Source organism: Pseudomonas sp. P5_109, assembly GCF_034009455.1.
In the GTDB taxonomy this organism is placed as follows: Bacteria; Pseudomonadota; Gammaproteobacteria; order Pseudomonadales; family Pseudomonadaceae; genus Aquipseudomonas.
This window is the reverse complement of the sequence record NZ_CP125380.1, coordinates 3,850,853-3,876,508: the sequence shown is the minus strand read 5'-3', so window position 1 is coordinate 3,876,508 and position 25,656 is coordinate 3,850,853. Positions and strand designations below refer to the sequence as shown.

Sequence of the window (25,656 nt, the reverse complement as noted above, 5' to 3'; positions counted from 1 at the left end):
CCCTCGCCTTTGAGTAGGTCTTCAAAGCATAGCCAAAACGGCGGCTGGCATTTTAGCTGGCTGACGCATTTCGAAATGGGTATGGGTCGATGTAGTAACTATCTACCGCAGTTGCGGCTCCCTGGAGTGATGTTCTGTCGTTCCACTTTCAGGAGCAACAGTATGTCTACCCTTCCTCCATCTTTACCCCGTCAACATAGGGTTGCGGGACAAAGCAGCATTCATAGCGATCTGCTCGAGCAGATGACACCGGCCTGGCTGGTCGATGCCACGTCAGCAAGGCGGGCCGCGTTAAAGGAGACAGGCACGCTTTCAGCGGATTGGTATCAGCGCGCATCGGTCACGCAACAGCAGATACTGAAGAACAGATTCAATGCCAGTTTTACCTCGCAGGCCAGTCTGGACAAGACGATGTCCTCGCTTGCGGATATCGACACTTTCGCCGGGCCGATTCTCACCAAGGCCCTCAAGGAACGGTTCGCCATTGAACTGGACGTCAACAAAACCCTGCTGTGCCTCAGGCGACCGCTGGAGATTGGTGATCTTGACATCGAACTTGCATCGTTCGAGGTATTGAAGCTTTCGTTGTTACAGGCTGCGCTGCATAACTTTGAAGCATCCGAGTGCGAGGAGGGTGCCTTCCATCGTAAATCCGGCTTTTTGATCGAGACGTCCACCCCCGGCACGTTTGAGGTCGCAAGCCTCGACATCACGGTCAAACAGTTTCTGTCACTGTGTCGCGAGCTGGATATCGGCGCGCAGTATCAAACCCATGTGATGGCGTTTTTCCAGCCAGTGGGGGCTCAGAAAGAAACGACACTGCGCCAGCAATTCATTGCCAGTCAGAAAGCGGCCATGAGCGCAGCTGCCGAGCTGGCCCTCTTGAAGAAGGACATCGAGCCCGAAGACTACACAATGATCCTCTCGGTCGTTAACGGCGAGGTCCATCCCCGAGTCGGTAACACGCCCGTCTGGTTTCGTGACTTGAGTTTGATGAAGCGCCGGATGACAGGCTGCGTCGTGTTCAGTATCAGTGAGCAGTATCGCTATAGCAGCGACTTCATCGTTTACATCCCCCATGATCCCGAGCATCCGCTCAAACGCTATACCTCCGGGCAGTTGAGTGAAGAATTCAAGCGGCAGTTCACGCACCGGGGCACAACACAGCCCGGCGGTGATGGGCCGACGGCTCACCAGCGTTTTTTCAGCCAGTTCGTTGCCTACGCCGATCGTCCTTACTACTTCAGTCAGTTCACCCGAAAAGCCGCGGATGCTCCAGTCGATCCCTTGCATTCCGTCTGGGTGAAAGTCGCGCAATACATTCCGCTATTGTCTAACGTTGTGCACATCAAGGAATTGCCGCCAGAGCGAGCTGGCAAGCGCGAACCGGTCGAGGATCCCTACCTCAATCCTTTCGGGATCATTCGCGAAGGCGTGGACGGCATCTGGTCCGCCAACACGGATCTGTGGACCTACCTCTACGAACAGAACCGTGCCAAGGTGATCGCCGATGCACGCAGCCATGCGGTCCCCACGGCTGACGTCGATGCGAAAGTGCGCGCGGAAAAGCTCAACCATCTGCTGGAAATCGGCATGCTCGGATTGAACATGGTGTCGATGTTCGTGCCGGTGCTGGGGGAGATCATGCTCACGGTCATGGCCGGTCAACTCCTGTATGAGTCCTTCGAGGGTGCGATCGAGTGGAGTGAGGGCGATCGCAACGCAGCCAAGGCGCATCTGATCGATGTGGCCGAGAACCTGGCGCTGATCGCCGTGATGGCGGGGGCTGGCAAAGGGTTGAGCAAATTGGCTCCAGTGACACCCGAGCCGGTGGTCGAGCGCCTGGCACCGGTCACGCGTGCCGACGGCGACACCCGATTGTGGAAACCTGAGCTGAGCGCCTATGAGCGTAATGTCATTCTCGACCGCAATTCCGTCCCGGATGCGTTGGGACAACATCGGGTAAACGGAAAAACCTACATCCGGCAGAGCGGCAAGGTCTATGAAACAACCTTTGACCCTTCGCTGAAAAAGTGGCGCATCCAGCATCCGACCGATACGCACGCCTGGCAACCCATACTCGAACACAACGGACACGGTGCCTGGCGTCATTCGCTGGAGCGGCCGCTGGCGTGGGATCGCCTGACGCTACTGCGGCGTATGGGGCATATCACCGAAGCTTTTTCTGATGAGCAACTGCTCAATATCGCGGATGCCAGTGGTGTCGGCGACAATGCCTTGCGCAAGATGCACATGGATCATTTGCCGCCGCCACCGGAACTGGCGGACGCCTTGCGGTTGTTCGAGGCCGATCCTGGCAGCGGCGGGCCACTGATCGAAAAATTGCAGCGTGCCAGCCCGGGACTGAGTGTGTCCGCCGCCCGCAGGGTTCTGCTCGACGCCAATGCTGAAGAGCTCACCCGCCTGAAAACGTCTCGACGAATACCGTTGAAGATGCTGGAGGAGGCGCGTTGGTATACGCAGCAGGGGCATCAGGCCAAGGCCTTTTCCGGCCTGTACACGCAGAGCATGGCCTCGGCTGACAGCCGATGGCTCGCGCTGCATGCACTGGAAAAAATGCCTGGTTGGTCCGGCGAGGTACGCCTGGAGGTGCGCGACGGACACATCGATGGCCCGCTCATTGATGGTATCGGCAGTGAATTGGCAGGCCGTCGCAAGTATGTGGTGAAACAGGGGCCTTCTTTTCAGGCCTTCGATGAACAGGGAGAAACGCTCAATAGCGTGCCCGCCAGTGGCGACAATTTTTTCGCCTCGATCATGCACGCCTTGCCTGATGAGTCCCGCCAGGCACTGGGCGTCCCACACGTCAGTCAGAGTGCCGGCCTGCGCCAGGCTGTCATCGACTCGGCTATCGAGCATCGACAGGAATTGTCACAGCGGCTGGCGAAACGAGCGGGTAGCCGCCAGTCGTTCAAGCCACCTGTCCGTGTCTCCGAGCGCAAGGTGGGTTACTACGCCAGCGGTCGCGGGCAAGGGTTCAATCCTTCGCTGGTGGCCCGCGTGCAGGATGTGCATCCAGGGCTTACCGATCAGCAAGCCAATGGATTTATCCTGGCGCAGTTGCGGGCGGGTAAAACCGAAGCACAGATCTACAGCCTCATGCAGGAGCGCATGCGCCAGTGGGAGCTACTGGAATCAACGCTCGATCAATGGGTTGGCGAGCCTGTTCCGGAATCCGCATTGCAATCGATGCCCGGAGGCAGGGCCTCGGTTGCGCAGAACCTCAAGCAAAGCTGGCGCAACTCACCCTTGGCTGAGAGTCGCCCCACGTACAGGTTGCTTGATTTGGTCTGTGACGACCCGATACCTGCATTGTCGGCGGATTTCTCCCATGTGCGTGATTTGTATGTCCGTGGCCGGTGTATCACTGACGCCAATGCCGATGTCCTTTTGGCGAATTTCCCCAAGCTGAAAAGACTGCGAATAAATGCCACCGGGGATGAGTTCAGCAACGTACCCGCAGCATTGAACGGAATGCGCGAACTCACCGACCTGTGCCTCTATTCAGCCACTCCATACGCCGTGGACATGCCCTCGAGATTAAACGCGTTGGCGACGCTTGAGGATCTCGCTGTCTCTTCCTCCAGTTACGCATCGCTAGCTCTGGATGTATCCGGATTACGCAAACTGCGCCGCCTGGAAGTCCTTGCTCCTTCGATGTTCGAATGGCCTGCCGGGGTTCTCGAACTGCCACGCCTTGAGCGCTTGGATCTCAGGGGGACTGGTATCAGGACATTACCCGACGGTGTTTTCGGCGGGCATAAAAAACTCTGGTCCGGACTGTCCCTGGACTGGGCAAACTTCCTGCGTGAAAACTTCAAGCCAGCGTATGAATACGTCAAGAACCACCCTGAACACCTGGTTGATCTGGATGAAATGGTCAGGGCTTACAGCAAGGGGGAGTTGCGGCGTCTTGGCGAAGGTCTGTACGACTCGGTCGAGGTGATATTCAATCAGTTTACCGAGCAATGGCCAGGCGCCGAAGCAAGGTTCGAGGCCCTGGAGGCATTGAGCGATGGGTACAGGGCACTCGGCCAGCAACTCTATGACTGGTACCACTCGACAGCGACGCCAATAGCAATCAATGAGTCGATGGCGCGCGTGTGGTTGGACCAGTCCCTGAGAGCCAGTTGGCGTCATGGTGCCTTCAAACGTTATGGCGCTACTGCCGATGCCTCGGTGCTCGAGGTGCCGAATCTGCAACTGAGTGAATTTCCAGTGCTACCGGCCGGTGAATTCTCGCATGTGCAGACGTTGAATCTGCGGGGTACTAAAGCGCCTGCGGAACAGATCCGCCGCTTTGTCGGCAGTTTTACCGAACTGCAAAGGCTCGGCTTGCTCAATGTCGATTTGACTGAGGTGCCGATTGCGCCTGGCGAACTAGGCAAATTGACTTATCTGGATCTATCCGGCAATCGCATCGGTGCCGGCTCGGCCGAACCACAAAGTTTCGCAGGGCTACAGAGTCTCGAATACCTGGACCTGAGCAACAACCCGCTGCACGCGTTGGACGTCAGTGCATTGACTCGTCTCAAGGCCTTGAACCTGCGCGGCACGGATCTGCAGGAGTGGCCAGCAGGGTTGCAGGACTTGCCAGAGCTGAGCTGGCTCGATTTACGTGACAGCAAAGTCTCCGAGCTGCCCACGCCGCTTGCCGATGACATGCTGCTCAAAGCCAACCTGACCGGCACACCCTTGACCCCGCAATCCATCGTAGAACTCGATTTGGCCCGGCAGCGAGTGGAAGTTGCCAAAGGCTTGCCAGCCGGAACCCTGGAGCGGTTTGACCTGGAGGAGGTGCCAACGACTTTCCCACCGTCCGAGAGCGGGGAGTCGATCGCAGGCCATTTGCTGCCGCTGACAGCAGTCCCGGTGGGAGAAGGGCTGGCGGTGTTGGGAAAACGCCTGCAACGACTCAAACCGAATCTGGCCGATGATGACGCCTTGCAAGTGATCGAACAGATGCGCGAGAGCGGAGCAGCGCAGGTGCAAATCAGTGAACGATTAGCCGAATGGGAGCAAGCTTTTGAAGTGCTCACCCGTCGTTTGAATGGTTGGCTGTATACGCGCGGTAAACAGGGCCCTGGCTGGATGACGTCGTCGAGCACTCGCAGGCTCGCTGCCTTGCGAATCCTTGAATGCTGGCGCGAAGGCCTGATCGGCACGCCGGGTGTTGCAGACGTTGAGTTGAATCTCAATGGGCTGCAACTGGGCGATCTGCCCGAGCTGCCCGATCTGTCGGCAGCGTTCGATCATGTGGGTAGCTTGAACCTGACGAGCGTAAAACTTAGCGCTCAAGGTTCTGACGGGTTCCTCCAGGCGTTCACTCAACTGACGACACTTGAACTCAATGGCAATGGGCTGGAGGTTGTACCCGACCCGGTTCAATACATGGAAAAGCTCGAGCGCCTGGAACTCTCCTCGAACCGTATCAGCGATACCGGGCGCTTGTACGCCACGTTGAGCAGTCTGGAACGGCTGCAATGGCTGGACCTGAGTTACAACGAACTGGATACCTTTGATGTCGGTGTTGTCAGGGATCTGGAGACGCTTAATCTGCGCAACAACAATCTAACCGATTGGCCGGACGGCGCGCTCAATGCCAGTCGTCTGAGAACGTTGAACCTCAGTGGCAACGACATCACGTCGATTCCCGAGGAAGTTCTGGATGGCAACCACGAGGTTCTGCTCGCAGGTACGGACCTGAGCGACAACTACAGCCTGTCGCTGGAAAGCCTGGAGCAATTGAGGGCCTATCGCGAAGAGGGTTTGCACGACACCGTGCTGGGATTCACGCGCAGTGATCTTGATGAATTGATTGATGATGCTCATGGCTATGACGAAGGCGGCAGCGAAAGCGTCGAGTCTGATGAAGAATTGCCTGAGGCCGAGCCTGATTCCGCTCAAAGGGAACCCTGGCTGGCCAATGCTCCCCCCGAGGAGTTGGCCGGCAAAAAACAGATCTGGAATCAATTGGTGGAGGAACCGGACAATGCAGCGTTCTTCCATTTGATTGCGCGATTGCAGGACACGCAGGAGTTCAGGGTGGCGAATGCCGATCTGACCCGGCGAGTGTGGACCGTCATGCAAGCCGCCGCCGACAACAGTGAACTTCGTGAGGTCCTGTTCGCCAGTTCCGCTACCCATGGCACCTGTGTCGACGGTCGGATCCTGACGTTCAGCGGGCTGGAAAGCACAGTCTTCACCCACAATGCCCTGCTCGATATTCCGCCCGGGCGCCTGAGTGTGAAAGGCCAGGCACTTTTGAAGTTGTCCAGACAGTTGTTCCGCCTGGACAAAGTCGATGAACTGGCGAAAAAAGCCGGTGCGCGTACCGGTCATGATGAAGCAGAGGTACGCCTGGGCTATCGAATCGGTCTGACCGAGGGCTGGGACGACGGCCTGACCCTGCCAGGACAACCCAAACACATGACCTACGCCTCGGGCGTGACGCCCGGGCAACTGGCGCAGGCGCGCATCGAGATCGTCAATGCAGAGCGCTCCGACGGGTTTTTTGAGGACCTGATTCAGCGTGACTACTGGGTGAGTTATCTCAAGGAGAAATACCCTGAAGACGTCAGGGCACTCGATGAGATGGATGTCCAGGAAATGGATACGGACGAGGCTGGCAACGCTGACGACCCTGCGTTCCTGAGTGTGCTTTTTGATCAGGCGGCGGCACGCAATGCGAAGATGATCGAGTTGTCTCGAAAAGAGGTCGCGGAACTCGCCTCAAACGGCTGACTCATTCTCCCTGTAGGAGCGAGCTCGCTCGCGATGGTCGTTAACGATAACGCGTGTTTACTGGATAAACACAGCGCTCATGAGTCCATCGCGAGCGAGCTCGCTCCTACAAGGGGTCACTCAGTTGTCGTAGCCCAGGTTCGGGGCCAGCCAGCGTTCGGTCACACTCAACTCCTGACCTTTACGCGAGGTGTAGCTCTGCACCTGGTCCTTGTCGACCTTGCCCACGGCAAAGTATTGCGCCTGCGGGTGGGCGAAGTACCAGCCGCTGACCGCTGCCGCCGGGAACATGGCGTAGTGCTCGGTGAGGAACACACCGCTGCGGCCTGCGCGCATTTCCTCGGCCTCTGGATCGAGTAGGGCAAACAACTGGGCCTTCTCGGTGTGGTCCGGGCAGGCCGGATAACCCGGTGCCGGACGAATGCCGGTGTATTGCTCCTTGATCAGCGCCTCGTTATCCAGTACTTCATCCTTGGCGTAGCCCCAGTGCTCTTTACGCACCTGCTGGTGCAGCCATTCGGCGCAGGCCTCGGCCAGGCGGTCGGCCAATGCCTTGACCATGATCGAGTTGTAATCGTCGCCAGCGTCCTGGTAGGCCTTGGCCACTTCTTCGGCGCCGATACCGGCGGTGGTGATGAAACCACCCACGTAGTCAGTCACTTCACTGTCTTTCGGCGCGACAAAGTCGGCCAGGGAGAAGTTCGGCTTGCCATCGGTCTTGATGATCTGCTGGCGCAGGTGATGCAGCTTGGCCATTGGCTTGCCGTCATCGCCATAGAGTTCGATGTCGTCGTCATGCACCTGGTTGGCCGGCCAGAAGCCGAACACCGCGCGAGCGCTGATCAGCTTTTCGTCGATCAATTTGCGCAGCATTTCCCTTGCGTCGTTGTACAGCGAGGTAGCGGCTTCACCGACCACTTCGTCCTGGAGGATGCGCGGGAATTTGCCCGCCAGGTCCCAGGAGATGAAAAACGGCGTCCAGTCGATGTATTCGGCCAGAACGTCGAGGTCGATATTGTCCAGCACCCGCGTGCCGGTGAACGTTGGCTTGACCGGCGTGTAGCTCGCCCAGTCGAATTGCGGCTTCTTGGCGATGGCCGCGCCGTAGCTCAGGCGTTCGGTGCGGGCGCTGCGGTTGGCGGTACGCTCGCGAACTTCGATGTAGTCCTGGCGGGTTTTCTCGACGAAACCGGCCTTGAGTTCCTTGGACAGCAACTGGGTCGCCACGCCCACGGCGCGGGAAGCGTCGGTGACGTAGATCACCGCGTCGTTGCTATACTTGGGCTCGATCTTCACCGCCGTGTGCGCCTTGGAGGTGGTCGCGCCACCGATCATCAACGGCAGGTGGAAGTCCTGGCGCTGCATTTCGCGGGCGACGTGGACCATCTCATCCAGCGACGGGGTGATCAGGCCGGACAGGCCGATGATGTCGCACTTCTGTTCCTTGGCCACCTGGAGGATTTTTTCCGCCGGGACCATCACGCCGAGGTCGACGATGTCGTAGCCGTTGCAACCGAGCACCACGCCGACGATGTTCTTGCCGATGTCGTGCACGTCGCCTTTCACCGTGGCCATGAGGATCTTGCCCTTGGCTTCCGGCTTGTCGCCTTTCTCCAGTTCGATGAACGGGATCAGGTGCGCCACGGCCTGTTTCATCACTCGGGCGGATTTCACCACCTGCGGCAGGAACATTTTGCCGGCGCCGAACAGGTCGCCGACGATGTTCATGCCAGACATCAGCGGGCCTTCGATCACTTCGATCGGACGGGCGAACGACTGGCGTGATTCTTCGGTGTCCTCGACGATGTGGGTAGTGATGCCTTTGACCAGCGCATGTTCCAGACGCTTGTTGACGTCCCAGTTGCGCCACTCTTCAGTCTCGGCTTCCTTGACGCTGCCGTCGCCCTTGTACTTGTCGGCGATGGCGAGGAGGGCGTCGGTGCCTTCCGGGGTGCGGTTGAGGATCACGTCCTCCACGGCGTCGCGCAGCTCCATCGGGATCTGGTCGTAGATCTCCAGTTGGCCGGCGTTGACGATACCCATGGTCAGGCCACTGCGGATCGCATACAGCAGGAACACCGAGTGGATCGCCTCGCGTACCGGGTTGTTGCCACGGAACGAGAACGATACGTTGGACACACCGCCCGAGGTCAGCGCGTACGGCAGTTCGTCGCGGATGTAGGCACAGGCGTTGATGAAGTCCACAGCGTAGTTGTTGTGTTCTTCGATACCGGTAGCCACGGCGAAGATGTTCGGGTCGAAAATGATGTCTTCCGGCGGGAAGTCCACTTCGTTGACCAGAATGTCGTAGGAGCGTTTGCAGATTTCTTTCTTGCGCGCTTCGGTGTCGGCCTGGCCGGCTTCGTCGAAGGCCATCACCACCACCGCGGCGCCGTAGCGCTTGCACAGCTTGGCGTGATGGATGAACTGCTCGACGCCTTCCTTCATGCTGATCGAGTTGACGATGCCCTTGCCCTGGATGCACTTGAGGCCGGCTTCGATCACTTCCCATTTGGAGGAGTCGATCATGATCGGTACGCGGGAGATGTCCGGTTCACCGGCGATCAGATTGAGGAAGGTCACCATGGCCTTCTTCGAATCGAGCATCCCTTCGTCCATGTTGATGTCGATCACCTGGGCGCCGGCCTCGACCTGCTGCAGGGCGACTTCGAGGGCTTCGGTGTAGTTGTCTTCGCGGATCAGGCGGGCGAACTTGGCCGAGCCGGTGATGTTGGTCCGCTCGCCGACGTTGACGAACAGCGAGCTGCGATCGATGGTGAAGGGTTCCAGGCCCGAGAGGCGGCAAGCCTTGGGAATGTCCGGAATCTCGCGCGGCGCATAACCGGCCACGGCCTTGGCGATGGCTTCGATATGGCCCGGCGTGGTGCCGCAGCAGCCGCCGACGATGTTGAGGAAGCCGCTTTGGGCGAACTCTTCGATGACCTTGGCGGTTTGTGACGGCAACTCGTCGTACTCGCCGAATTCGTTCGGCAGGCCGGCGTTCGGGTGCGCGGAAACGTGGGTGCCGGCCTTGTTCGACAGCTCTTCGAGGTACGGGCGCAATTCGCTGGCGCCGAGGGCGCAGTTGAGTCCGACGGAAATCGGCTTGGCGTGGGCCACGGAGTTCCAGAACGCTTCGGTGGTCTGGCCGGACAGGGTACGGCCCGAGGCATCGGTGATGGTGCCGGAAATCATGATCGGCAACTCAATGCCCAGTTCCTCGAACACGCCTTGCACGGCGAAGATCGCGGCCTTGGCGTTGAGGGTGTCGAAAATGGTTTCGATCAGGATCAGGTCGGCGCCGCCTTCGATCAGGCCTTTGGTGGACTCGGTGTAGTTTTCCACCAGTTCATCGAAGGTCACGTTGCGGTAGCCGGGGTTGTTCACGTCCGGGGACAGCGAGCAGGTGCGACTGGTAGGACCGAGCACACCGGCGACGAAGCGCGGCTTGTCCGGGGTTTCCAGGGTCTTGGCGTCGGCAACCTTGCGCGCCAGGCGTGCGCCTTCTACGTTTAACTCATACGCCAGGCCCTGCATGCCATAGTCGGCCAGGGAGATCTGGGTGGCGTTGAAGGTGTTGGTTTCCAGAATGTCGGCGCCGGCGTCGAGGTAGGCTTTTTCAATGCCGCCAATCACGTCCGGGCGAGTCAGAACCAACAGGTCGTTGTTGCCTTTGACATCGCTCGGCCAGTCAGCGAAGCGTTTGCCACGGTAATCCTGCTCTTCGAGCTTGTAGCTCTGGATCATCGTGCCCATACCGCCATCGAGAATCAGGATGCGCTCTTTGAGGGCGTGCTTGAGAGCTTGAAGGCGAACGCTGCGATCGGACATTTGGACTACTCGGTAAGACCATGACGAAGGGCCGGGATGATAGCAAACCTGTGCGCTTTTAGAGCATGACTCGAATTTGCATGAATATCGTTCATGTTGGCAGGGATGACAGACCGGTAGAATCGCGGCGTTTTTTCAGGATTCAGGACCAGGGACATGTCGTATCGCTTCGTCATCAGCACATTGCTGTTGTTTTTAAGCTGGGGCGCCGTGGCGCAAAGCCCGGCGATTTCCACTGCCATTTCACCTTCTATTTCCTACAGCCGCGACATCCAGCCGATCTTCACTGAAAAGTGCGTGGCTTGCCACGCCTGCAACGACGCCGCCTGTCAGCTCAACCTGGGCAGTGGCGAAGGCGCGGCGCGGGGCGCGACGAAAATCCCGGTCTATGACGGTGACCGCACGAAAGCGGTGGCACCGACGCGGCTGTTTCTGGACGCCTCCGGAAAAACCGCCTGGCAGCAAAAAGGCTTCTATTCGGTGCTCGATGCCCAGGGCAGCCAGGCTGCATTGATGGCGCGGATGTTGGAACTGGGCCACAACACCCCGTTGCAACCCAATGCCAAATTGCCGCAAGACATCGTCCTGGGCCTGAACCGGGAAAACATGTGTGCCATGCCCGCGGAGTTCGGCGCCTATGCCGCCGCGCACCCGAAGGAGGGCATGCCGCTGGCGGTGACCGGCCTGACCGACCAGCAGTACCAGACGCTGCAACGCTGGCTGGCGGCCGGGGCACCTATCGACCAGCAGGCCTTGGCCCCGAGTGCAACAGAGACGCAGGAGGTGATCCAGTGGGAAAACCTGCTCAATGCGCCGGGCGCCCGGGAAAGCCTGGTGGGGCGCTGGCTGTATGAGCATTGGTACCTCGCCCATCTCTACTTCAAGGATGGCGAGCCAGGGCATTTCTTCCAGTGGGTGCGTTCGCGCACGCCGACCGGCCAGCCGATTGACCTGATCAACAGCCGTCGCCCCAACGATGACCCAGGCACGCAGTTCTACTATCGTTTGTGGCCGGTGCAGGGTGTGATCGTGCACAAGACCCACATTACCTATGCGCTGAGTGCGGCGAAGCTGGCGCGGGTCAAATCGCTGTTCTATAGCGGCAACTGGCAGGTCGACGCATTACCGGGCTACGGGCCGCAAAGCCGGGCCAACCCGTTTGCCACCTTCGAAGCGATTCCGGCCCAGGCGCGTTATCAGTTCATGCTCGATAACGCCGAGTACTTTGTGCGCACGTTTATCCGCGGCCCGGTGTGCCGCGGGCAGATCGCCACGGATGTCATTCGCGACAACTTCTGGGCACTGTTCCAGGCGCCTGAACACGACCTCTACATCACCGACCCGAACTATCGCGGGCAGGCCACGCCGTTGCTGGCGATGCCGGGGCAGAATGACGATGTCGGCAGCGTCCTGAGCCTGTGGCACGACTACCGCGACAAACGCAACGAGTACGAGGCCCTGCGCCGCGACAGCTATGCCGACCAGCCGGCGCCGAGCTGGTCGACCCTGTGGGCCGGCAACGACAACGCACTGCTGAGTATCTTCCGCCATTTCGATAGTGCTTCGGTGACCAAGGGCCTGATCGGCGACGTGCCGCAGACGATGTGGCTGTTCGACTATCCGCTGCTGGAGCGCACCTACTATCAACTGGCGGTGAACTTCGATGTGTTCGGTAACGTGTCCCACCAGGCCCAGACGCGCCTGTATTTCGACCTGATCCGCAACGGTGCCGAGCAGAACTTCCTGCGCCTGATGCCGGCCGATTCCCGGGATGGCTACCTCGATGACTGGTATCAGAACAGTGGCAAATTCAAGATGTGGCTGGACTACGAGTCCATCGACGACGACAAACCGACTGCGCTGAAGCTTGATCCGCAGGATCCCAAGCGAGATTTCGCCCGGCAATTGCTGGCCCGTTATGGCGATCTCAATGCCAGGCCCGATCCGATCAACCGCTGCGACGGCGCCTACTGCTCGCGGCCGAACATCGATTCGGACCTGCAAAGTGCCGAGCAGGCGCTGAGCCGCCTGACCTCGCGTCCGGCGGCCGGATTGAAAGTGATTGATCAGCTGCCGGAAGCGACCATGCTGCGTATCGAAACCGCCAGCGGCAAACGAGAGGTCTACAGCCTGCTGCGCAACCGTGCCCACAGCAACGTGGCGTTCCTGCTCGGCGAATCGCTGCGCTATCAGCCGGGGCTCGACACCCTGACGATTTTCCCCGGCGTACTCAGCAGCTACCCGAACTTCATGTTCAACATCCCCGCCGGGCAGGTGCCGGCGTTTGTCGATGCAATGGAAAATGCCAAGGATAGCGACAGCTTCGAGAAAATCGTCGAACGTTGGGGGATACGGCGCAGTCATCCGCAATTCTGGGTGTATTTCCATGACCTGAGCCGCTACATCCACGAAACCGATCCAGTGGAAGAGGGCGTGCTGGACATGAACCGCTACGAGAACCTCTGATCGGACGCAGATCCCCTGTGGAGAGGGCTTTTGTGGCGAGGGGGCTTGCCCCCGTTGGACTGCGCAGCAGGCCCGTTTTTTGGGGCCGCTTCGCGACCCAACGGGGGCAAGCCCCCTCGCCACAAAGCCCGCCGACACAGGGTGATCGGTGTTTCTTTTCCCGACAAAAATACTAGGACTTTGTCCGGCGCGTCGATTGGCGTAAACTGCGCCCAAGCCTGCGAGGAGTTTCCATGACCGCTATTACCATCACTGACGCCGCCCACGATTATCTGGCTGATCTGCTCTCCAAGCAGAACACCCCGGGCATCGGCATCCGCGTCTTCATCACCCAGCCTGGCACCCAGTACGCCGAAACCTGCATTGCCTACTGCAAGCCGGGCGAAGAAAAACCCGAAGACACCGCGCTGGGGCTGAAAAGCTTCACCGCCTACATCGACCACTTCAGCGAAGCCTTCCTGGACGATGCCGTTGTCGACTACGCCACCGACCGCATGGGCGGCCAACTGACCATCAAGGCGCCAAACGCCAAAGTACCGATGGTCAACGCCGACAGCCCGGTCAACGAGCGCATCAACTACTACCTGCAAACCGAGATCAACCCTGGGCTGGCCAGCCACGGCGGTCAGGTCAGCCTGATCGACGTGGTCGAAGACGGCATCGCCGTCCTGCAGTTCGGTGGCGGTTGCCAGGGCTGCGGCCAGGCCGACGTGACGCTGAAGGAAGGCATTGAGCGCACCTTGCTCGAGCGCATCCCTGAGTTGAAAGGCGTTCGCGACGTGACCGACCATACGCAGAAAGAAAACGCCTACTACTAAGGTGTTCGCTGCGAAACGAAAAAACGGCGCCCCGTGAGCGCCGTTTTTTTATGGGTGATTGGAAACCTGTGGCGAGGGGGCTTGCCCCCGTTGGGCTGCGAAGCGGCCCCGGCTTTTATACGGGTACACAGATTTTGCGACGGCTACGCCGCCGAACGGGGGCAAGCCCCCTCGCCACAGGGTTGGTGGTGAATCAGGGTCTGTAAAGATGCGCATGCCCCGCGCGATACAGCGATGACTCGCTGAAGTGGTCATTGCCCAGCACCCGACCGACCAGAATCAACGCCGTACGGCGAAAGCCCTTGGCTGCAACCTTCCCGGCAATGTCCTCAAGCGTTCCCACCACCCAATCCTGATCCGGCCAGCTCGCGCGGTGAACCACCGCAATCGGGCAATCGGCACCGTAATGCGGCAGCAGCTCCTCAACGATCTTCGCCAGATGATTGACCCCCAGATGAATCGCCATGGTCGCGCCGTGCTGCGCCAGGCTGGAGAACGCCTCTCCAGGTGGCATGACGGTCTTGTCGGCGTAGCGCGTCAGGATCACGCTCTGTGAAATGTCCGGCAACGTCAGCTCCGCGCCCAAAAGCGCCGCGCAAGCGGCTGTGGCCGTCACGCCGGGTACGATTTCGAACGCAATGTCCAGCTCGCGCAGGTAGCGAATCTGCTCGCCAATGGCGCCATACAGGCTCGGGTCGCCGGAGTGCACCCGGGCAACATCCTGACCTTTGGCGTGGGCGCTTTTGATCAGGTCAATGATCTGTTCCAGGTGCAGTTCGGCGCTGTTGACTACCTGTTCGGCGCAATGACCTTCCAGTACGGCGGCAGGCACCAGGGAGCCGGCGTAAATGATCACCGGGCAGCTGCGAATCAGCCGCTGGCCCTTGACGGTAATCAGTTCGGGGTCGCCGGGACCTGCGCCAATGAAGTAGACGGTCATCGTCGGTTCCTGTGGGAAAAAAGGGGCTGAACAGGCCTTCAGATGAAGAATGTTCATGATCGAGGCGGGGATTATCGGGGATTTTATGCCGCGCCGGCCAATGCCAGGGTTGCCTGGGCATATTTTTGTCGGGGAATCAGCAGTTTTGCCGGGGACTGGGTCAGTTGTTCGGCCAGGGCCAGTGCGGCGCTTTCCGCCACGCCGTAGCAACCGGTGCGTTCAAACGCTATTTGCGATTGATGACTGAGTTGCGGCTCATAGACGGCCAGTTGTTCACTGCTGAAATACATCAGTTCAAGACCTAGCTGTTGTGCCAGTTCGATCAGCGCGGGTTCGTCGCGCTTCAAGTCGATGCTGGCCAGCGCCTTGATTTCATGACGGGCAATCTGGTGTGCCTCCAGCGCCTGGTCGAGCAGCGCCAGCAACGTGCTGACGGGGCAGCCTCGCTGGCAGCCCAGGCCGACCACCAGGGTCGGCGCTGTGCTGACGTCAGTCATGCGTGGTATTGGCCATCGCTTTTGCGGCGGAACAACCAGGCGCTGATCAGGCCCAGGGCCAGCCAGAATGCCACGTTGGTCAACTGCGAAGCGATTTTGAACTGGGCTTCCAGTACTTCAGGAGCGAGCATCGAATGCACTTCCGGTTGCGGTGCGCCAATCACATGGGGAACGGCAAGGATTGCCACACCGAGGACTTTCATCAGCCAGTGACGGCTGAATACGATCAGGGCGATACCGACGGCGGTGGAGGCAGCAGTACCGATCCACCACAGTTGCCGTTGCGCCAGATCGGCTGCGGCAGTGCCCGGCAATTCAGGTGGCAGGCCAAGGGTCGGCGCGAGCACGAAGGTCGCATAACCGGCCAGGCCCCAGAGCAGGCCCTGAGAGGTTTTGGTCGGCGCACGCAAGGTGTACAGGCCGGCCAGCATCAGGGCGAAACCAACGGCCACCACCAGGTTGCCGCCGGTGGTCGACAGCACGCGCTGCCAGCCGTCTTCCGGCTCCCAGGCTTGCGCATCGTGGGTGTGGGCCGCCATCGCACCGTCGGCGTGCTCATGCATTTCAACAACCGCCGGTTCGGCTTTTTCGTAGGTTTCGGCCTGCAGGATCAGGGGCGAGACCCAGAAACTTTGCAGCAGGGTCAGCAGCAGGGCGGCCAGCAGCCCGGTGAAACCTGCGGTTTGTGCAATACGCTTGATCATGTCGTCAGGTCTCAATGGCACGGGAACGCAGAGCTGTGACGGGTATCGTGGGCGGCATTGTGCACCGCTTCGATGTGCGAGAAACCGGCGAAATACACAAGGCAGGCGCCAAGGATCGACGCGCAGGCGGCGGCGGTCAGGCGTTGGGCCAGGGTAGAGGTGGTGCTGGTTGTGGTGTGGCCGGTGCTGCTGATGATCGACATGGCGTTTCCCTCTGGTCTGTCAGCGGGGAATAAGAGCGCATGCAAAAACCTGCACGACCAGGCGCGCAGCGTTTCAAACAGCGCCCGCCCACCGCGGGTTTGTTGTTTCAGTGATCGTACTGGTCACTTTGTGTTGCGGGCCGGTCTCCGGGCTCACGAGGGGCGCAGGCAGATGCCTGATCCTGAAAGCATCACCTTCCCATACCGTAATGGCACAGTGGATCTGACGCTTCGCTCGCTTACCGTTGCGGGGGCAGCACCGGACTGACATGGCTTAAGAGTAAAGCACATGATTCACCGGTTTCCCGTTTCACCCTGTGAAGGGCACCCGTAACAAGATGCGTAGGAGAGCATGGGCGGGGGTTTGGCGTCAATTGGCAAGTATTCTCAACTCGAGACCTGTGGCGAGGGGGCTTGCCCCCGTTCGGCGGCGCAGCCGTCGCAAGGCCTGAGTGCAGGATTTGTCAGAAAGATTGTCGGGGGTCGCTTCGCAACCCAACGGGGGCAAGCCCCCTCGCCACAAGTGACCGCATTCTGAGCATGAACATTGACCCGCCCCAAGACCATGCGTAGCCTTGCGCTTTCGAGGTTCTTCGGCGTTTGTCGAAGCTAAGAAGGGAACGCGGTCGATGCCGCGGCTGCCCCCGCAACTGTGAACGGTGATGTTCGTTGCCACGCCACTGCTGACTCAATCCATGAGGCCGGCGGGAAGGCGCAGCGAATGCCAGGCTCAAGGCCGGCACACCGTCAGCCAGGAGACCTGCCTCGACACAGATTCTCACTTTCAACCGGGCGGGGTGATCCGGTGGCGAACTCTTCAGGCACACGCGCCCGCGGTGCCGGTTGTCGTCCCGTATGCCCGCCACCTAGCCATAGGGCATCCGATGAAAACACTGGCCAAACTCCCCGTCACCATCGTCACAGGCTTTCTCGGCTCGGGTAAAACCACGCTGCTGCGGCACATGCTCGATAACGCCCAGGGTCGCCGAATCGCGGTGATCGTCAACGAATTTGGCGAACTGGGCATCGACGGCGAAATCCTCAAGCAATGCTCCATCGGTTGCACCGAAGAAGAAGCCAACGGCCGCGTCTATGAGCTGGCCAACGGCTGCCTGTGCTGCACCGTTCAGGAAGAGTTCTTCCCGGTGATGCGCGAACTGGTGGCCCGTCGCGGCGATCTCGACCATATCCTCATCGAAACCTCGGGCCTGGCCCTGCCCAAGCCGCTGGTGCAAGCCTTCCAGTGGCCGGAAATCCGCAGCGCCTGCACGGTCGACGCGGTAATCACCGTGGTCGACAGCCCGGCCGTGGCCGCCGGCACCTTCGCAGCCTTCCCGGACCAGGTCGATGCCCAGCGCAAACTCGACCCGAACCTGGACCACGAGTCGCCGCTGCACGAATTGTTCGCCGACCAACTGGCCAGCGCTGACCTGGTAATCCTCAACAAGTCCGACCTGATCAGCCCGGCCGATCTGGCCCGCGTGCGCCTGGAAGTTGCCGAAGAATTGCCGCCAGCGGTGAAAATCATCGAAGCCAGCAGCGGTCGCCTGCCACTGGACGTGCTGATCGGCCTGGGTGCCGGCTCCGAGGAGCACATCGACAGCCGTCATAGCCATCACGATCACCACCACGACGGTGATGACCATGACGACCACGATCACGACGCCTTCGATTCGATCTCCATCGAACTGCCGCAAGCCGACGAAAGCCTGCTGATGGACGCGCTGACCCAACTGGTGGTCCAGCACGGCATCCTGCGCGTCAAGGGCTTCGCAGCGATCCCGAACAAACCGATGCGCCTGCTGATCCAGGGCGTGGGCACGCGTCTCGACAAGCACTTCGACCGCCAGTGGCGCGCCGAAGAAGCGCGCATTACCCGGCTGGTGCTGATCGGCCAGGAACTCGACGCCGCTGCGCTCGAAGCGCAACTGCGCGCCGCGCTCAGCGTGTAAGCCATGCACCTGCTCAGGACCCAGCCCGGCGGTTTCGTGTCGGATGACAACATTGCCGACCTTGGACAAACCCCCGCCGAGCTGGTGGTCCTGTGCAGCGGCGATTCCAGCCTGGCGCTGCTCGCCGAAGCGGCGCAGCAGTTGCCCGACGATTACCCGAGCGTGCGCCTGGCCAACCCGATGCAGGTGCAAAACCATGCCTCGGTCGACTTGTACGTCGATGAAGTGCTGCGTCATGCGAAGGTGATCCTGATTTCGCTGCACGGCGGCATCGCCTATTGGCGTTACGGCATCGAGCGCCTGGTCGAGCTGTCGCAACGCGGCGTGCAGGTGATCCTGGTGCCGGGTGATGATCGCCCGGACCCGGAACTCAGTGACCTGAGCACCGTCGGCGCCGAGGATCGCGACCGCCTCTGGCAGTTTCTGCGCCAGGGCGGGATGGGCAATGCCCTGGATTTCTTCCGCTGTCTGGCCAACCGTTGGCTGGCCCGTGATTACACCTGGGGCGAACCGCAAACCCTGCCACGCACGGCGATTTACCATCCGCACAAACATTCTGCCGCGCTGAGCGACTGGCAGGCCGACTGGCAAGTGGGTCAACCGGTGGCGGCGGTGCTGTTTTACCGCTCGCATTTGCAGGCGGCGAACACCGCGTTCATCGATGTTTTTTGCCAGCGTTTGCAGGCGGCGGGGTTGAATCCGTTGCCGATTGCGCTGGCCAGCTTGAAAGAGCCCGGCTGCCTTTCGGTGGTCGAGGACTGGCTGGATGAAGTCGAAGCTTCAGTGATTTTGAACACCACCGGCTTCGCTCAATCGAGCCCTGAAGCACCGCATCTTCGCCCGTTTCGCCGCAATATCCCGGTGATACAGGCGATTTGCGCCCAGGACAACGAACCCGGTTGGCGCGCCAGTGAACAGGGGCTTGGCCCGCGTGACCTGGCGATGCACATTGCCTTGCCGGAACTGGACGGGCGCATCATCAGCCGCCCGATCAGCTTCAAGGACCTGGCGTGGCGCAGTGAGCGCAGTCAGTCGGATGTGGTTTGCTACCGGCCCGCACCTGCGCGCATGGATTTCGTTGCCGAACTGGCGCGGCGCTGGGTCGATCTGGCGCGGGTGCCTAATGCTGACAAACGCATTGCCTTGATTCTCGCCAATTACCCGACCCGCGACGGTCGCATCGGCAACGGTGTCGGCCTCGATACCCCGGCCGCGGCGCTGAATATCCTGCGGGCGCTGCATGCCGAAGGTTATCCGTTGCCGGGTGAGTTGCCGGATAGCGGCACCGCGCTGATCCAGCAGTTGCTGGGCGGCGTCAGCAACGATCTCGATACCCTCGATCTGCGTCCGTGCCAGCAAAGTCTGGCGATGGATGATTATCTGGCGATGTTCAACGCACTGCCCGAAGCCAATCGTGCGGCGGTGCTTGAGCGTTGGGGCGCACCGGAAAACGATCCGATGTGTCGCAGCGCAAGGATGATGATCGCCGGCCTGCGTTTTGGCCTGACCTTCGTCGGCATTCAGCCGGCGCGGGGTTATCAGGTCGACCAGAGCGCGGTGTATCACGACCCGGACCTGGTGCCGCCCCACGGCTATCTGGCGTTTTATTTCTGGCTGCGTAACACCTACGGCGCCCACGGCGTGATTCACGTGGGCAAACACGGCAACCTCGAATGGCTGCCGGGCAAAGGCGTGGGGCTGTCGGAAAACTGCTGGCCGGATGCATTGCTCGGGCCCCTGCCAAACATCTATCCGTTCATCGTCAACGATCCGGGCGAGGGCGCCCAAGCCAAGCGACGCACCCAGGCCGTGATCATCGATCACCTGATGCCGCCGCTGACCCGTGCCGAAACCTACGGCCCGCTGCGCAACCTCGAACTGTTGGCCGACGAATACTACGAAGCGCAGCTGCTCGATCCGCGCCGCGCCCGCGAGTTGCAACGCGACATCCTGCAACTGGTGCGCGACACGCACATCGACCGTGAACTGCAACTGGAAGAACAGCTCGACAGCGATGCCGACGCGGCGATCTGGTTGCCACGACTCGACACTTACCTTTGCGACCTGAAAGAGTCGCAGATCCGCGATGGCCTGCATGTGTTCGGCGAATCGCCCACCGGGCGTTTACGTATCGACACCTTGCTGGCACTGCTGCGCATCCCCAGGGGCGATGGCCGTGGTGCGCAATCGAGCCTGCTGCGGGCGCTGGCCAAGGCCTTCGCGCTGGGTTTCGACCCACTGGATTGCGCGCTGGCTGAGCCCTGGACCGGGCCGCGTCCCGAACCGCTTTTGCTGATCAGCGATGACACCTGGCGTACGGCGGGTGATACCCGCGAGCGCCTGGAATTGTTCGCCGCGCAGCTGATTTCGGATGCGTTGAACAGCCCTTGTGGGAGCGGGCTTGTGTGGCGAGGGGGCTTGCCCCCGTTGGGTTGCGAAGCGACCCCGAAAAAAGGGACTGCTGCGCAGTCCAACGGGGGCAAGCCCCCTCGCCACAGCGGCTCGCTCCTACAGGAGGCGGAGTGGATTGAGGTGCAAGCCATCATCGACAACCTGCGCGAGGTGGTCGCTCCGCGCCTGGACGCCTGCGGTCCGGCGGAAATGTGCGGCTTGCTCGATGCCCTCGGCGGGCGCTTCGTCCCGGCCGGTCCCAGCGGCGCGCCGAGTCGTGGTCGTCTGGACGTACTGCCCACCGGGCGCAACTTTTACTCGGTGGACGTGCGTAACCTGCCGACCACCACGGCGTGGCGCATCGGTTTCCAGTCGGCCAACCTGATTCTAGAGCGGCACCTGCAAGACCACGGCGATCACTTGCGCCAGCTCGGACTGTCGGTGTGGGGCACCGCGACCATGCGTACCGGCGGCGATGACATCGCCCAGGCCATGGCGCTGATGGGCGTGCGCCCGGTCTGGGCCACCGGCAGCCAGCGAGTCGATGATTTCGAGATTCTGCCGCTGAGTTTGCTCGACCGTCCGCGGGTGGACGTGACCTTGCGGGTGTCCGGTTTCTTCCGCGATGCCTTTGCCAATCTGATTCGTTTGTTCGACGCAGCGGTGCAAGCGGTGGCCGACCTCGATGAGCCGGACGACCTCAATCCACTGGCGGCCAAGGTACGTGCCGAGCGTGAGGCCTTGCGGCAGACGGGGCTCGATGAAGAGGCAGCACGACGTCAGGCCGGCTGGCGGATTTTCGGGGCCAAGCCCGGTGCCTACGGCGCGGGCGTGCAGGGCGCCATCGACGGTCGCCTGTGGCAAAGCCGCGAGGACCTGGCCGAGGTTTACCTCAACTGGGGCGGCTACGCTTACGGCGGTTCCGACGAAGGCACCGCCGCCCGCGAACAGTTCAGCCAGCGACTGAGCCAGGTACAGGCGGTGCTGCAAAACCAGGATAACCGCGAGCATGATTTGCTCGACTCCAACGATTACTACCAGTTCCAGGGCGGAATGCTCGCGGCAGTGGAAAGCCTGAAGGGCGAGGCGGCGGCCAGCTATCACGGCGACCACAGCCAGCCGGACCTGCCGAAGATTCGCACCTTGAAGGAAGAACTCAACCGGGTGATCCGCTCCCGGGCGGCCAATCCGAAGTGGCTCGAAGGCGTTAAGCGTCACGGCTACAAAGGTGCGTTCGAAATGGCCGCGACGGTCGATAACCTGTTTGCTTTCGACGCCACCACGCAATTGATCGATGATCACCAGTACGCTTTGCTCGCAGACGCCTATTTGCTCGACCCGGACACTCGGGATTTTGTTCGCGAACACAATCCCAATGCCCTGCGCGACATGACTGAACGCATGCTCGAAGCGCAACAGCGGGGGATGTGGAAGGAGCCGGGCGAGTACCGCGAGGCACTGGAGAATCTGTTGCTGGATATAGAAGAAGACGGCTAATCACCGCTCCCACAATGATTGAGGTGCCTGTGAAGATCACCGACCATGACCGAGATAAAATAGTGACCGACACCCCGCATTTCCCGCTCTCCGCCGTGGTCGGCGCCGACGATCTGAAGCTGGCCCTGTACCTGACCGCCATCGACCCGAAAATCGGCGGTGTATTGATCGAAGGCCCGCGGGGCATGGCCAAGTCGACCCTGGCCCGTGGTCTGGCGGACCTGCTGGCCAGCGGTCAGTTCGTCACCTTGCCGCTGGGCGCTACCGAAGAGCGCCTGGTCGGCACCCTCGACCTCGACGCCGCACTGGGTGAAGGTCGCGCACAGTTTTCCCCCGGCGTACTGGCCAAGGCTGACGGTGGCGTGCTCTACGTCGACGAGGTCAATCTGTTGCCTGATCACCTCGTTGACCTGCTACTCGATGTGGCCGCCAGCGGCACTAATCTGGTGGAGCGCGATGGCATTTCCCATCGGCACTCGGCGAAGTTCGTGCTGATTGGCACCATGAACCCGGAAGAGGGTGAGCTGCGACCGCAATTGCTCGACCGTTTCGGCTTGAACGTCGCCCTCGGTGGCCACACCGCGCCGGCCGAGCGCGGGCAGATCATCCGCCGTCGCCTGGATTTCGACAGCGATCCGCAAGGTTTCTGCGTCGAATGGGAGTCTGCGCAGGCGTCTCTGCGCGAACGTTGCCAGAATGCGCGCAACGCACTGGCAGGCATTCCCCTCGACGATCAGGCGCTGGAGCACATCACCGAACGCTGCTTTGCCGCTGGCGTCGATGGTTTGCGCGCCGATCTGGTCTGGCTGCGGGCCGCCCGGGCTCACGCTGCCTGGCGCGGGGCGAACGCCATCGCCGAGGAGGATATCGATGCAGTCGCCGAGTTCGCCTTGCGCCATCGTCGTCGCGAGCATCCGGCACCGGCGCCGCAGCCATCCCACGCACCGCAATCCACCGCCCCACAGCACGCCAACCCGAGCGAAGGGCAGGGTCAGTGGGGTGAGTTGCCTGCCCAGGCGCTGGCGGTCGGCGCACGACGTGAAGTGCCGAGCTGGCCAAAAAAGCCCTAGGCATTCGCCCTCGCTCTGACGCGGGGGCGAATGCCAGACCCCGTGCCGGGGGCCTGAACCACGGCAAACAGGGCAAGCGCCATGCGGCGCGCAGCGGCTCGATCAACTGGCCTGGCACATTGCTCAATGGCCGGCCGCGTCAGCGCGACGACCTGTTGTTTGAGCTGCGTACTCGTTCGCCCCATGAACTGTGGCTGGTGATCGTTGACGCCTCCGCTTCAACCCGCCGTCATCAGGCATTGAGCGATGCCAAGGGCTTGCTGGCGCAGTTGTTCGACGATGCCTATCGCCAGCGTGCGCGACTGGCCTTGCTCACGGCCAGCGGTGCTGCACCCAGGTGGCAGGTGCAGGGATTGAAGGCTTCCACGGGATTGCGCCAGTGGCTCGATGGTCTTGGCGCCGGGGGCGGCACGCCTTTGTTGGCGGCGCTAGGTGAGGCAGGCCAATGGCTTGCGGTGCGGCAAAAGCGATTTCCGGCAGAGCAGCAGCGGTTGTTGCTGGTGACCGATGGGCGGTTGAAGGACTGGCCGTTGCTGCCGACGCTTGCGTGTCCGGGGTTGTTGATCGACATCGAACGCGGGCCGATCCGGCTTGGGCGCAGCCAGGTGTTGGCGGCGCAGTTGCAGGCTGAATACCGGCATATCGACCAGCTGCTTCCGGGCTGAATGCTCCTTCGTCCGGACCGGCCTCTTCGCGAGCAAGCCCGCTCCCACAGGGGAACGCCTTCCAAATGTGGGAGCGGGCTTGCTCGCGAAAGCGGTGGCTCAGTCACCACCCAATTCGGATCACTTGCCCATCGCCTGCCGATACTGCCGGGTGCGCTTGCCAATGTATAACCGGTCGAGAATCAACGCCCATAGCGCCGAGACTTCAGGTCGGGTCTTGCGCCCACGGCTCAAGCGCTGCAGCTGGAACTTCACCACCGCCATGCTCGCCAGCGCCGCCAGGGGCTTGCGTTTCCAGCGGATTGGCGGCAGCTGCGGGTGACTGTCCCGGCCTTCACGCCAATGCTTGACCAGGTGCGGTTCCACGGCCAGTGCCGTGCCGATGCCGGCCATGGCGATGCCGCTGTCGAGGACCTGCTGGACGATTGCCAGACGCCTGATCCCGCCAGTCACCATTACCGGCATCCGTGCCACGCTGGCCAGTTCACCGGCCATGTCCAGAAAGTACGCTTCGCGCGCCAGGGTCCGGCCATCGCGCGCTTCGCCTTGCATGGCCGGTGCTTCGTAACTGCCACCGGAGAGCTCCAGCAGGTCGATCGCTTGTTCGTTGAGCCACTGGATCACCTGCCGTGCATCATCGGCATCGAACCCCCCGCGCTGGAAATCCGCCGAGTTGAGCTTTACCGACACACAAAATTGCGGCGACACCACCTGGCGAACCGCCTCGACGACGGACAACAGCAGACGTGCACGATTTTCCAGGGAACCGCCCCATTGATCGGTGCGCCGATTGGTCAGCGGCGACAGGAACTGACTGATCAGGTAGCCGTGGGCGGCGTGGATCTGCACGCCGGTGAAACCGGCTTTCTCCGCCAGTGCGGCGCTGGTGGCGAAGCGTCGGATCACTTCCTGGATGTCGTCCTCGCTCATGGGTTTGGGCTCGGCGAACATTTTCGAGAACTGGCCCAGATCCAGTGCAACCGCTGACGGCGCCAAGGCTTGCTGGCCGAGGTTGGCCATGGTCTGGCGGCCAGGGTGGTTGAGCTGCACCCAGAACTGCGCACCACCGGCCCGGCCGGCAAGAGCCCACTGGCGGAAGCGTTCCAGATGGCGCTCGTCCTCCAGCGCGACGCCACCGGGCCCGGTCATGGCACGGCGGTCGATCATCACATTACCCGTCAGCAACAAGCCGGCTTCACCCTCGGCCCAGGCCTGATACAGGCGCAACAGTGCCTGGTCGGGCACCTGATCGGTGTTGGCGAGGTTCTCTTCCATCGCCGCTTTGGCAATGCGATTGCCGATAGTCTGACCGTTAGGCAAATTCAACGCTTGAAAGGGCGACATGCTTGACTCCTCGTAGTGATGAGCAGAGCCTAAGCTTAAAGTTAACTTTAATGTCAAGCAGGCAAATGAGGCCGCAATGAAGATTGGTGAGTTGTCACAGTTGAGCGGGTTGACCGCATCGCGCATCCGTTTTTACGAGTCTCAGGGCTTGATCCGGCAGGTCGAGCGTTCTTCCAACGGATATCGGCGTTACTCGCAACAGGCGCTGCAAACCCTGCAGCTCATCCAGTGCGCACAACAAGCCGGTTTCAGCCTGGATGAACTCAAGCAATTACTGCCGGACAATGTGACGGGCGCCTTCAAGCACGATGAACTGATGGCCGGCTTGCACCGCAAGGTGGAGCAGATCGAAGAGATGCAACGGCACCTGGCCCATAGCAAGGCGCAGTTGCTGGGGTGGATCGACACCATCCAGGCCAAGCCCGAGGGCATGAGCTGCGATGAAAATGCCGAAAGGCTGATGACGTCATTCAAGCACTAGGCCGGGCAGGGACGCGGCACTTGGGTGGGAGC

14 protein-coding genes and 2 riboswitches are annotated in these 25,656 nt (G+C 61.0%); of the genes, 8 read left to right on the top strand and 6 right to left on the bottom strand.

Annotated features, from left to right (window positions below; all coding sequences use genetic code 11):
* Positions 1 to 129: 129 nt before the first annotated feature.
* Positions 130 to 6,765: an NEL-type E3 ubiquitin ligase domain-containing protein gene (locus QMK54_RS17350; protein ID WP_320400961.1), complete on the top strand. Its 6,636-nt coding sequence runs from the start codon at positions 130 to 132 to the stop codon at positions 6,763 to 6,765.
* Positions 6,766 to 6,885: 120 nt separating this feature from the next.
* Here the strand turns inward: QMK54_RS17350 and metH are convergent, their stop codons facing one another.
* The gene (metH, locus tag QMK54_RS17345) at positions 6,886 to 10,596 is read right to left on the bottom strand and encodes a methionine synthase (RefSeq protein WP_110659101.1); all 3,711 of its coding nucleotides are present in this window, start codon (positions 10,594 to 10,596) and stop codon (positions 6,886 to 6,888) included.
* Positions 10,597 to 10,752: 156 nt separating this feature from the next.
* Between metH and QMK54_RS17340 the strand changes: the two genes are divergently transcribed.
* Both QMK54_RS17340 and nfuA read left to right on the top strand, forming a co-directional pair.
* Entirely contained in the window at positions 10,753 to 13,062 is a 2,310-nt protein-coding gene (locus tag QMK54_RS17340) for a fatty acid cis/trans isomerase (RefSeq protein WP_320400960.1), read from the top strand.
* A gap of 233 nt (positions 13,063 to 13,295) precedes the next feature.
* Entirely contained in the window at positions 13,296 to 13,880 is a 585-nt protein-coding gene (nfuA, locus tag QMK54_RS17335) for a Fe-S biogenesis protein NfuA (protein ID WP_007912592.1), read from the top strand.
* 193 nt (positions 13,881 to 14,073) lie between these two features.
* On the opposite strand, the gene cobM is transcribed toward nfuA, so the two are convergent.
* The 4 genes from cobM to QMK54_RS17315 all read right to left on the bottom strand — a co-directional run bounded on the left by cobM (position 14,074) and on the right by QMK54_RS17315 (position 16,224).
* Complete coding sequence (gene cobM / locus QMK54_RS17330; protein WP_320400959.1) at positions 14,074 to 14,820, bottom strand: precorrin-4 C(11)-methyltransferase; 747 nt, start codon at positions 14,818 to 14,820, stop codon at positions 14,074 to 14,076.
* Between the two features lie 83 nt (positions 14,821 to 14,903).
* Positions 14,904 to 15,317 (bottom strand): cobalamin biosynthesis protein, encoded by a 414-nt coding sequence (locus QMK54_RS17325; protein ID WP_223592248.1) that lies wholly within the window; start codon positions 15,315 to 15,317, stop codon positions 14,904 to 14,906.
* Positions 15,314 to 16,021: a CbtA family protein gene (locus tag QMK54_RS17320; RefSeq protein ID WP_320400958.1), complete on the bottom strand. Its 708-nt coding sequence runs from the start codon at positions 16,019 to 16,021 to the stop codon at positions 15,314 to 15,316. Before QMK54_RS17320 ends, QMK54_RS17325 begins: the two co-directional genes overlap by 4 nt.
* An 11-nt stretch (positions 16,022 to 16,032) precedes the next feature.
* Entirely contained in the window at positions 16,033 to 16,224 is a 192-nt protein-coding gene (locus QMK54_RS17315; protein ID WP_110663347.1) for a CbtB domain-containing protein, read from the bottom strand.
* Between the two features lie 120 nt (positions 16,225 to 16,344).
* Positions 16,345 to 16,571, bottom strand: a riboswitch (cobalamin riboswitch).
* Between the two features lie 222 nt (positions 16,572 to 16,793).
* A riboswitch (cobalamin riboswitch) is annotated at positions 16,794 to 17,007 on the top strand.
* A 101-nt stretch (positions 17,008 to 17,108) separates the two neighbouring features.
* Between QMK54_RS17315 and cobW the strand changes: the two genes are divergently transcribed.
* The 4 genes from cobW (at position 17,109) to QMK54_RS17295 (ending at position 23,799) form a co-directional block, all read left to right on the top strand.
* Positions 17,109 to 18,176, top strand: coding sequence for a cobalamin biosynthesis protein CobW (gene cobW, locus QMK54_RS17310; protein ID WP_320400957.1), 1,068 nt, complete (start codon positions 17,109 to 17,111; stop codon positions 18,174 to 18,176).
* Between the two features lie 3 nt (positions 18,177 to 18,179).
* Positions 18,180 to 22,064, top strand: coding sequence for a cobaltochelatase subunit CobN (cobN, locus tag QMK54_RS17305; protein ID WP_320400956.1), 3,885 nt, complete (start codon positions 18,180 to 18,182; stop codon positions 22,062 to 22,064).
* 62 nt (positions 22,065 to 22,126) lie between these two features.
* Positions 22,127 to 23,134 (top strand): ATP-binding protein, encoded by a 1,008-nt coding sequence (locus QMK54_RS17300; RefSeq protein ID WP_110657591.1) that lies wholly within the window; start codon positions 22,127 to 22,129, stop codon positions 23,132 to 23,134.
* Positions 23,135 to 23,253: 119 nt separating this feature from the next.
* The gene (locus QMK54_RS17295) at positions 23,254 to 23,799 is read left to right on the top strand and encodes a vWA domain-containing protein (RefSeq protein ID WP_181431986.1); all 546 of its coding nucleotides are present in this window, start codon (positions 23,254 to 23,256) and stop codon (positions 23,797 to 23,799) included.
* 120 nt (positions 23,800 to 23,919) lie between these two features.
* Here QMK54_RS17295 and QMK54_RS17290 read toward each other — a convergent pair whose 3' ends face one another.
* Positions 23,920 to 25,143, bottom strand: coding sequence for an NADH:flavin oxidoreductase/NADH oxidase family protein (locus QMK54_RS17290; RefSeq protein ID WP_110657585.1), 1,224 nt, complete (start codon positions 25,141 to 25,143; stop codon positions 23,920 to 23,922).
* Between the two features lie 76 nt (positions 25,144 to 25,219).
* Here QMK54_RS17290 and QMK54_RS17285 point away from each other — a divergent pair, with 76 nt between their 5' ends.
* The gene (locus tag QMK54_RS17285) at positions 25,220 to 25,624 is read left to right on the top strand and encodes a MerR family transcriptional regulator (protein WP_110657583.1); all 405 of its coding nucleotides are present in this window, start codon (positions 25,220 to 25,222) and stop codon (positions 25,622 to 25,624) included.
* The last annotated feature ends 32 nt before the right edge of the window (positions 25,625 to 25,656 follow it).

What these genes read in the sequence shown, in the direction of transcription:
- QMK54_RS17290 (WP_110657585.1), bottom strand. Translation starts at nt 25,143, where the DNA reads ATGTCGCCCTTTCAAGCGTTGAATTTGCCTAACGGTCAGACTATCGGC.
- nfuA (WP_007912592.1), top strand. Translation starts at nt 13,296, where the DNA reads ATGACCGCTATTACCATCACTGACGCCGCCCACGATTATCTGGCTGAT.
- QMK54_RS17285 (WP_110657583.1), top strand. Translation starts at nt 25,220, where the DNA reads ATGAAGATTGGTGAGTTGTCACAGTTGAGCGGGTTGACCGCATCGCGC.
- QMK54_RS17350 (WP_320400961.1), top strand. Translation starts at nt 130, where the DNA reads ATGTTCTGTCGTTCCACTTTCAGGAGCAACAGTATGTCTACCCTTCCT.
- cobW (WP_320400957.1), top strand. Translation starts at nt 17,109, where the DNA reads ATGAAAACACTGGCCAAACTCCCCGTCACCATCGTCACAGGCTTTCTC.
- cobN (WP_320400956.1), top strand. Translation starts at nt 18,180, where the DNA reads ATGCACCTGCTCAGGACCCAGCCCGGCGGTTTCGTGTCGGATGACAAC.
- QMK54_RS17340 (WP_320400960.1), top strand. Translation starts at nt 10,753, where the DNA reads ATGTCGTATCGCTTCGTCATCAGCACATTGCTGTTGTTTTTAAGCTGG.
- QMK54_RS17315 (WP_110663347.1), bottom strand. Translation starts at nt 16,224, where the DNA reads ATGTCGATCATCAGCAGCACCGGCCACACCACAACCAGCACCACCTCT.
- metH (WP_110659101.1), bottom strand. Translation starts at nt 10,596, where the DNA reads ATGTCCGATCGCAGCGTTCGCCTTCAAGCTCTCAAGCACGCCCTCAAA.
- QMK54_RS17325 (WP_223592248.1), bottom strand. Translation starts at nt 15,317, where the DNA reads ATGACTGACGTCAGCACAGCGCCGACCCTGGTGGTCGGCCTGGGCTGC.
- cobM (WP_320400959.1), bottom strand. Translation starts at nt 14,820, where the DNA reads ATGACCGTCTACTTCATTGGCGCAGGTCCCGGCGACCCCGAACTGATT.
- QMK54_RS17320 (WP_320400958.1), bottom strand. Translation starts at nt 16,021, where the DNA reads ATGATCAAGCGTATTGCACAAACCGCAGGTTTCACCGGGCTGCTGGCC.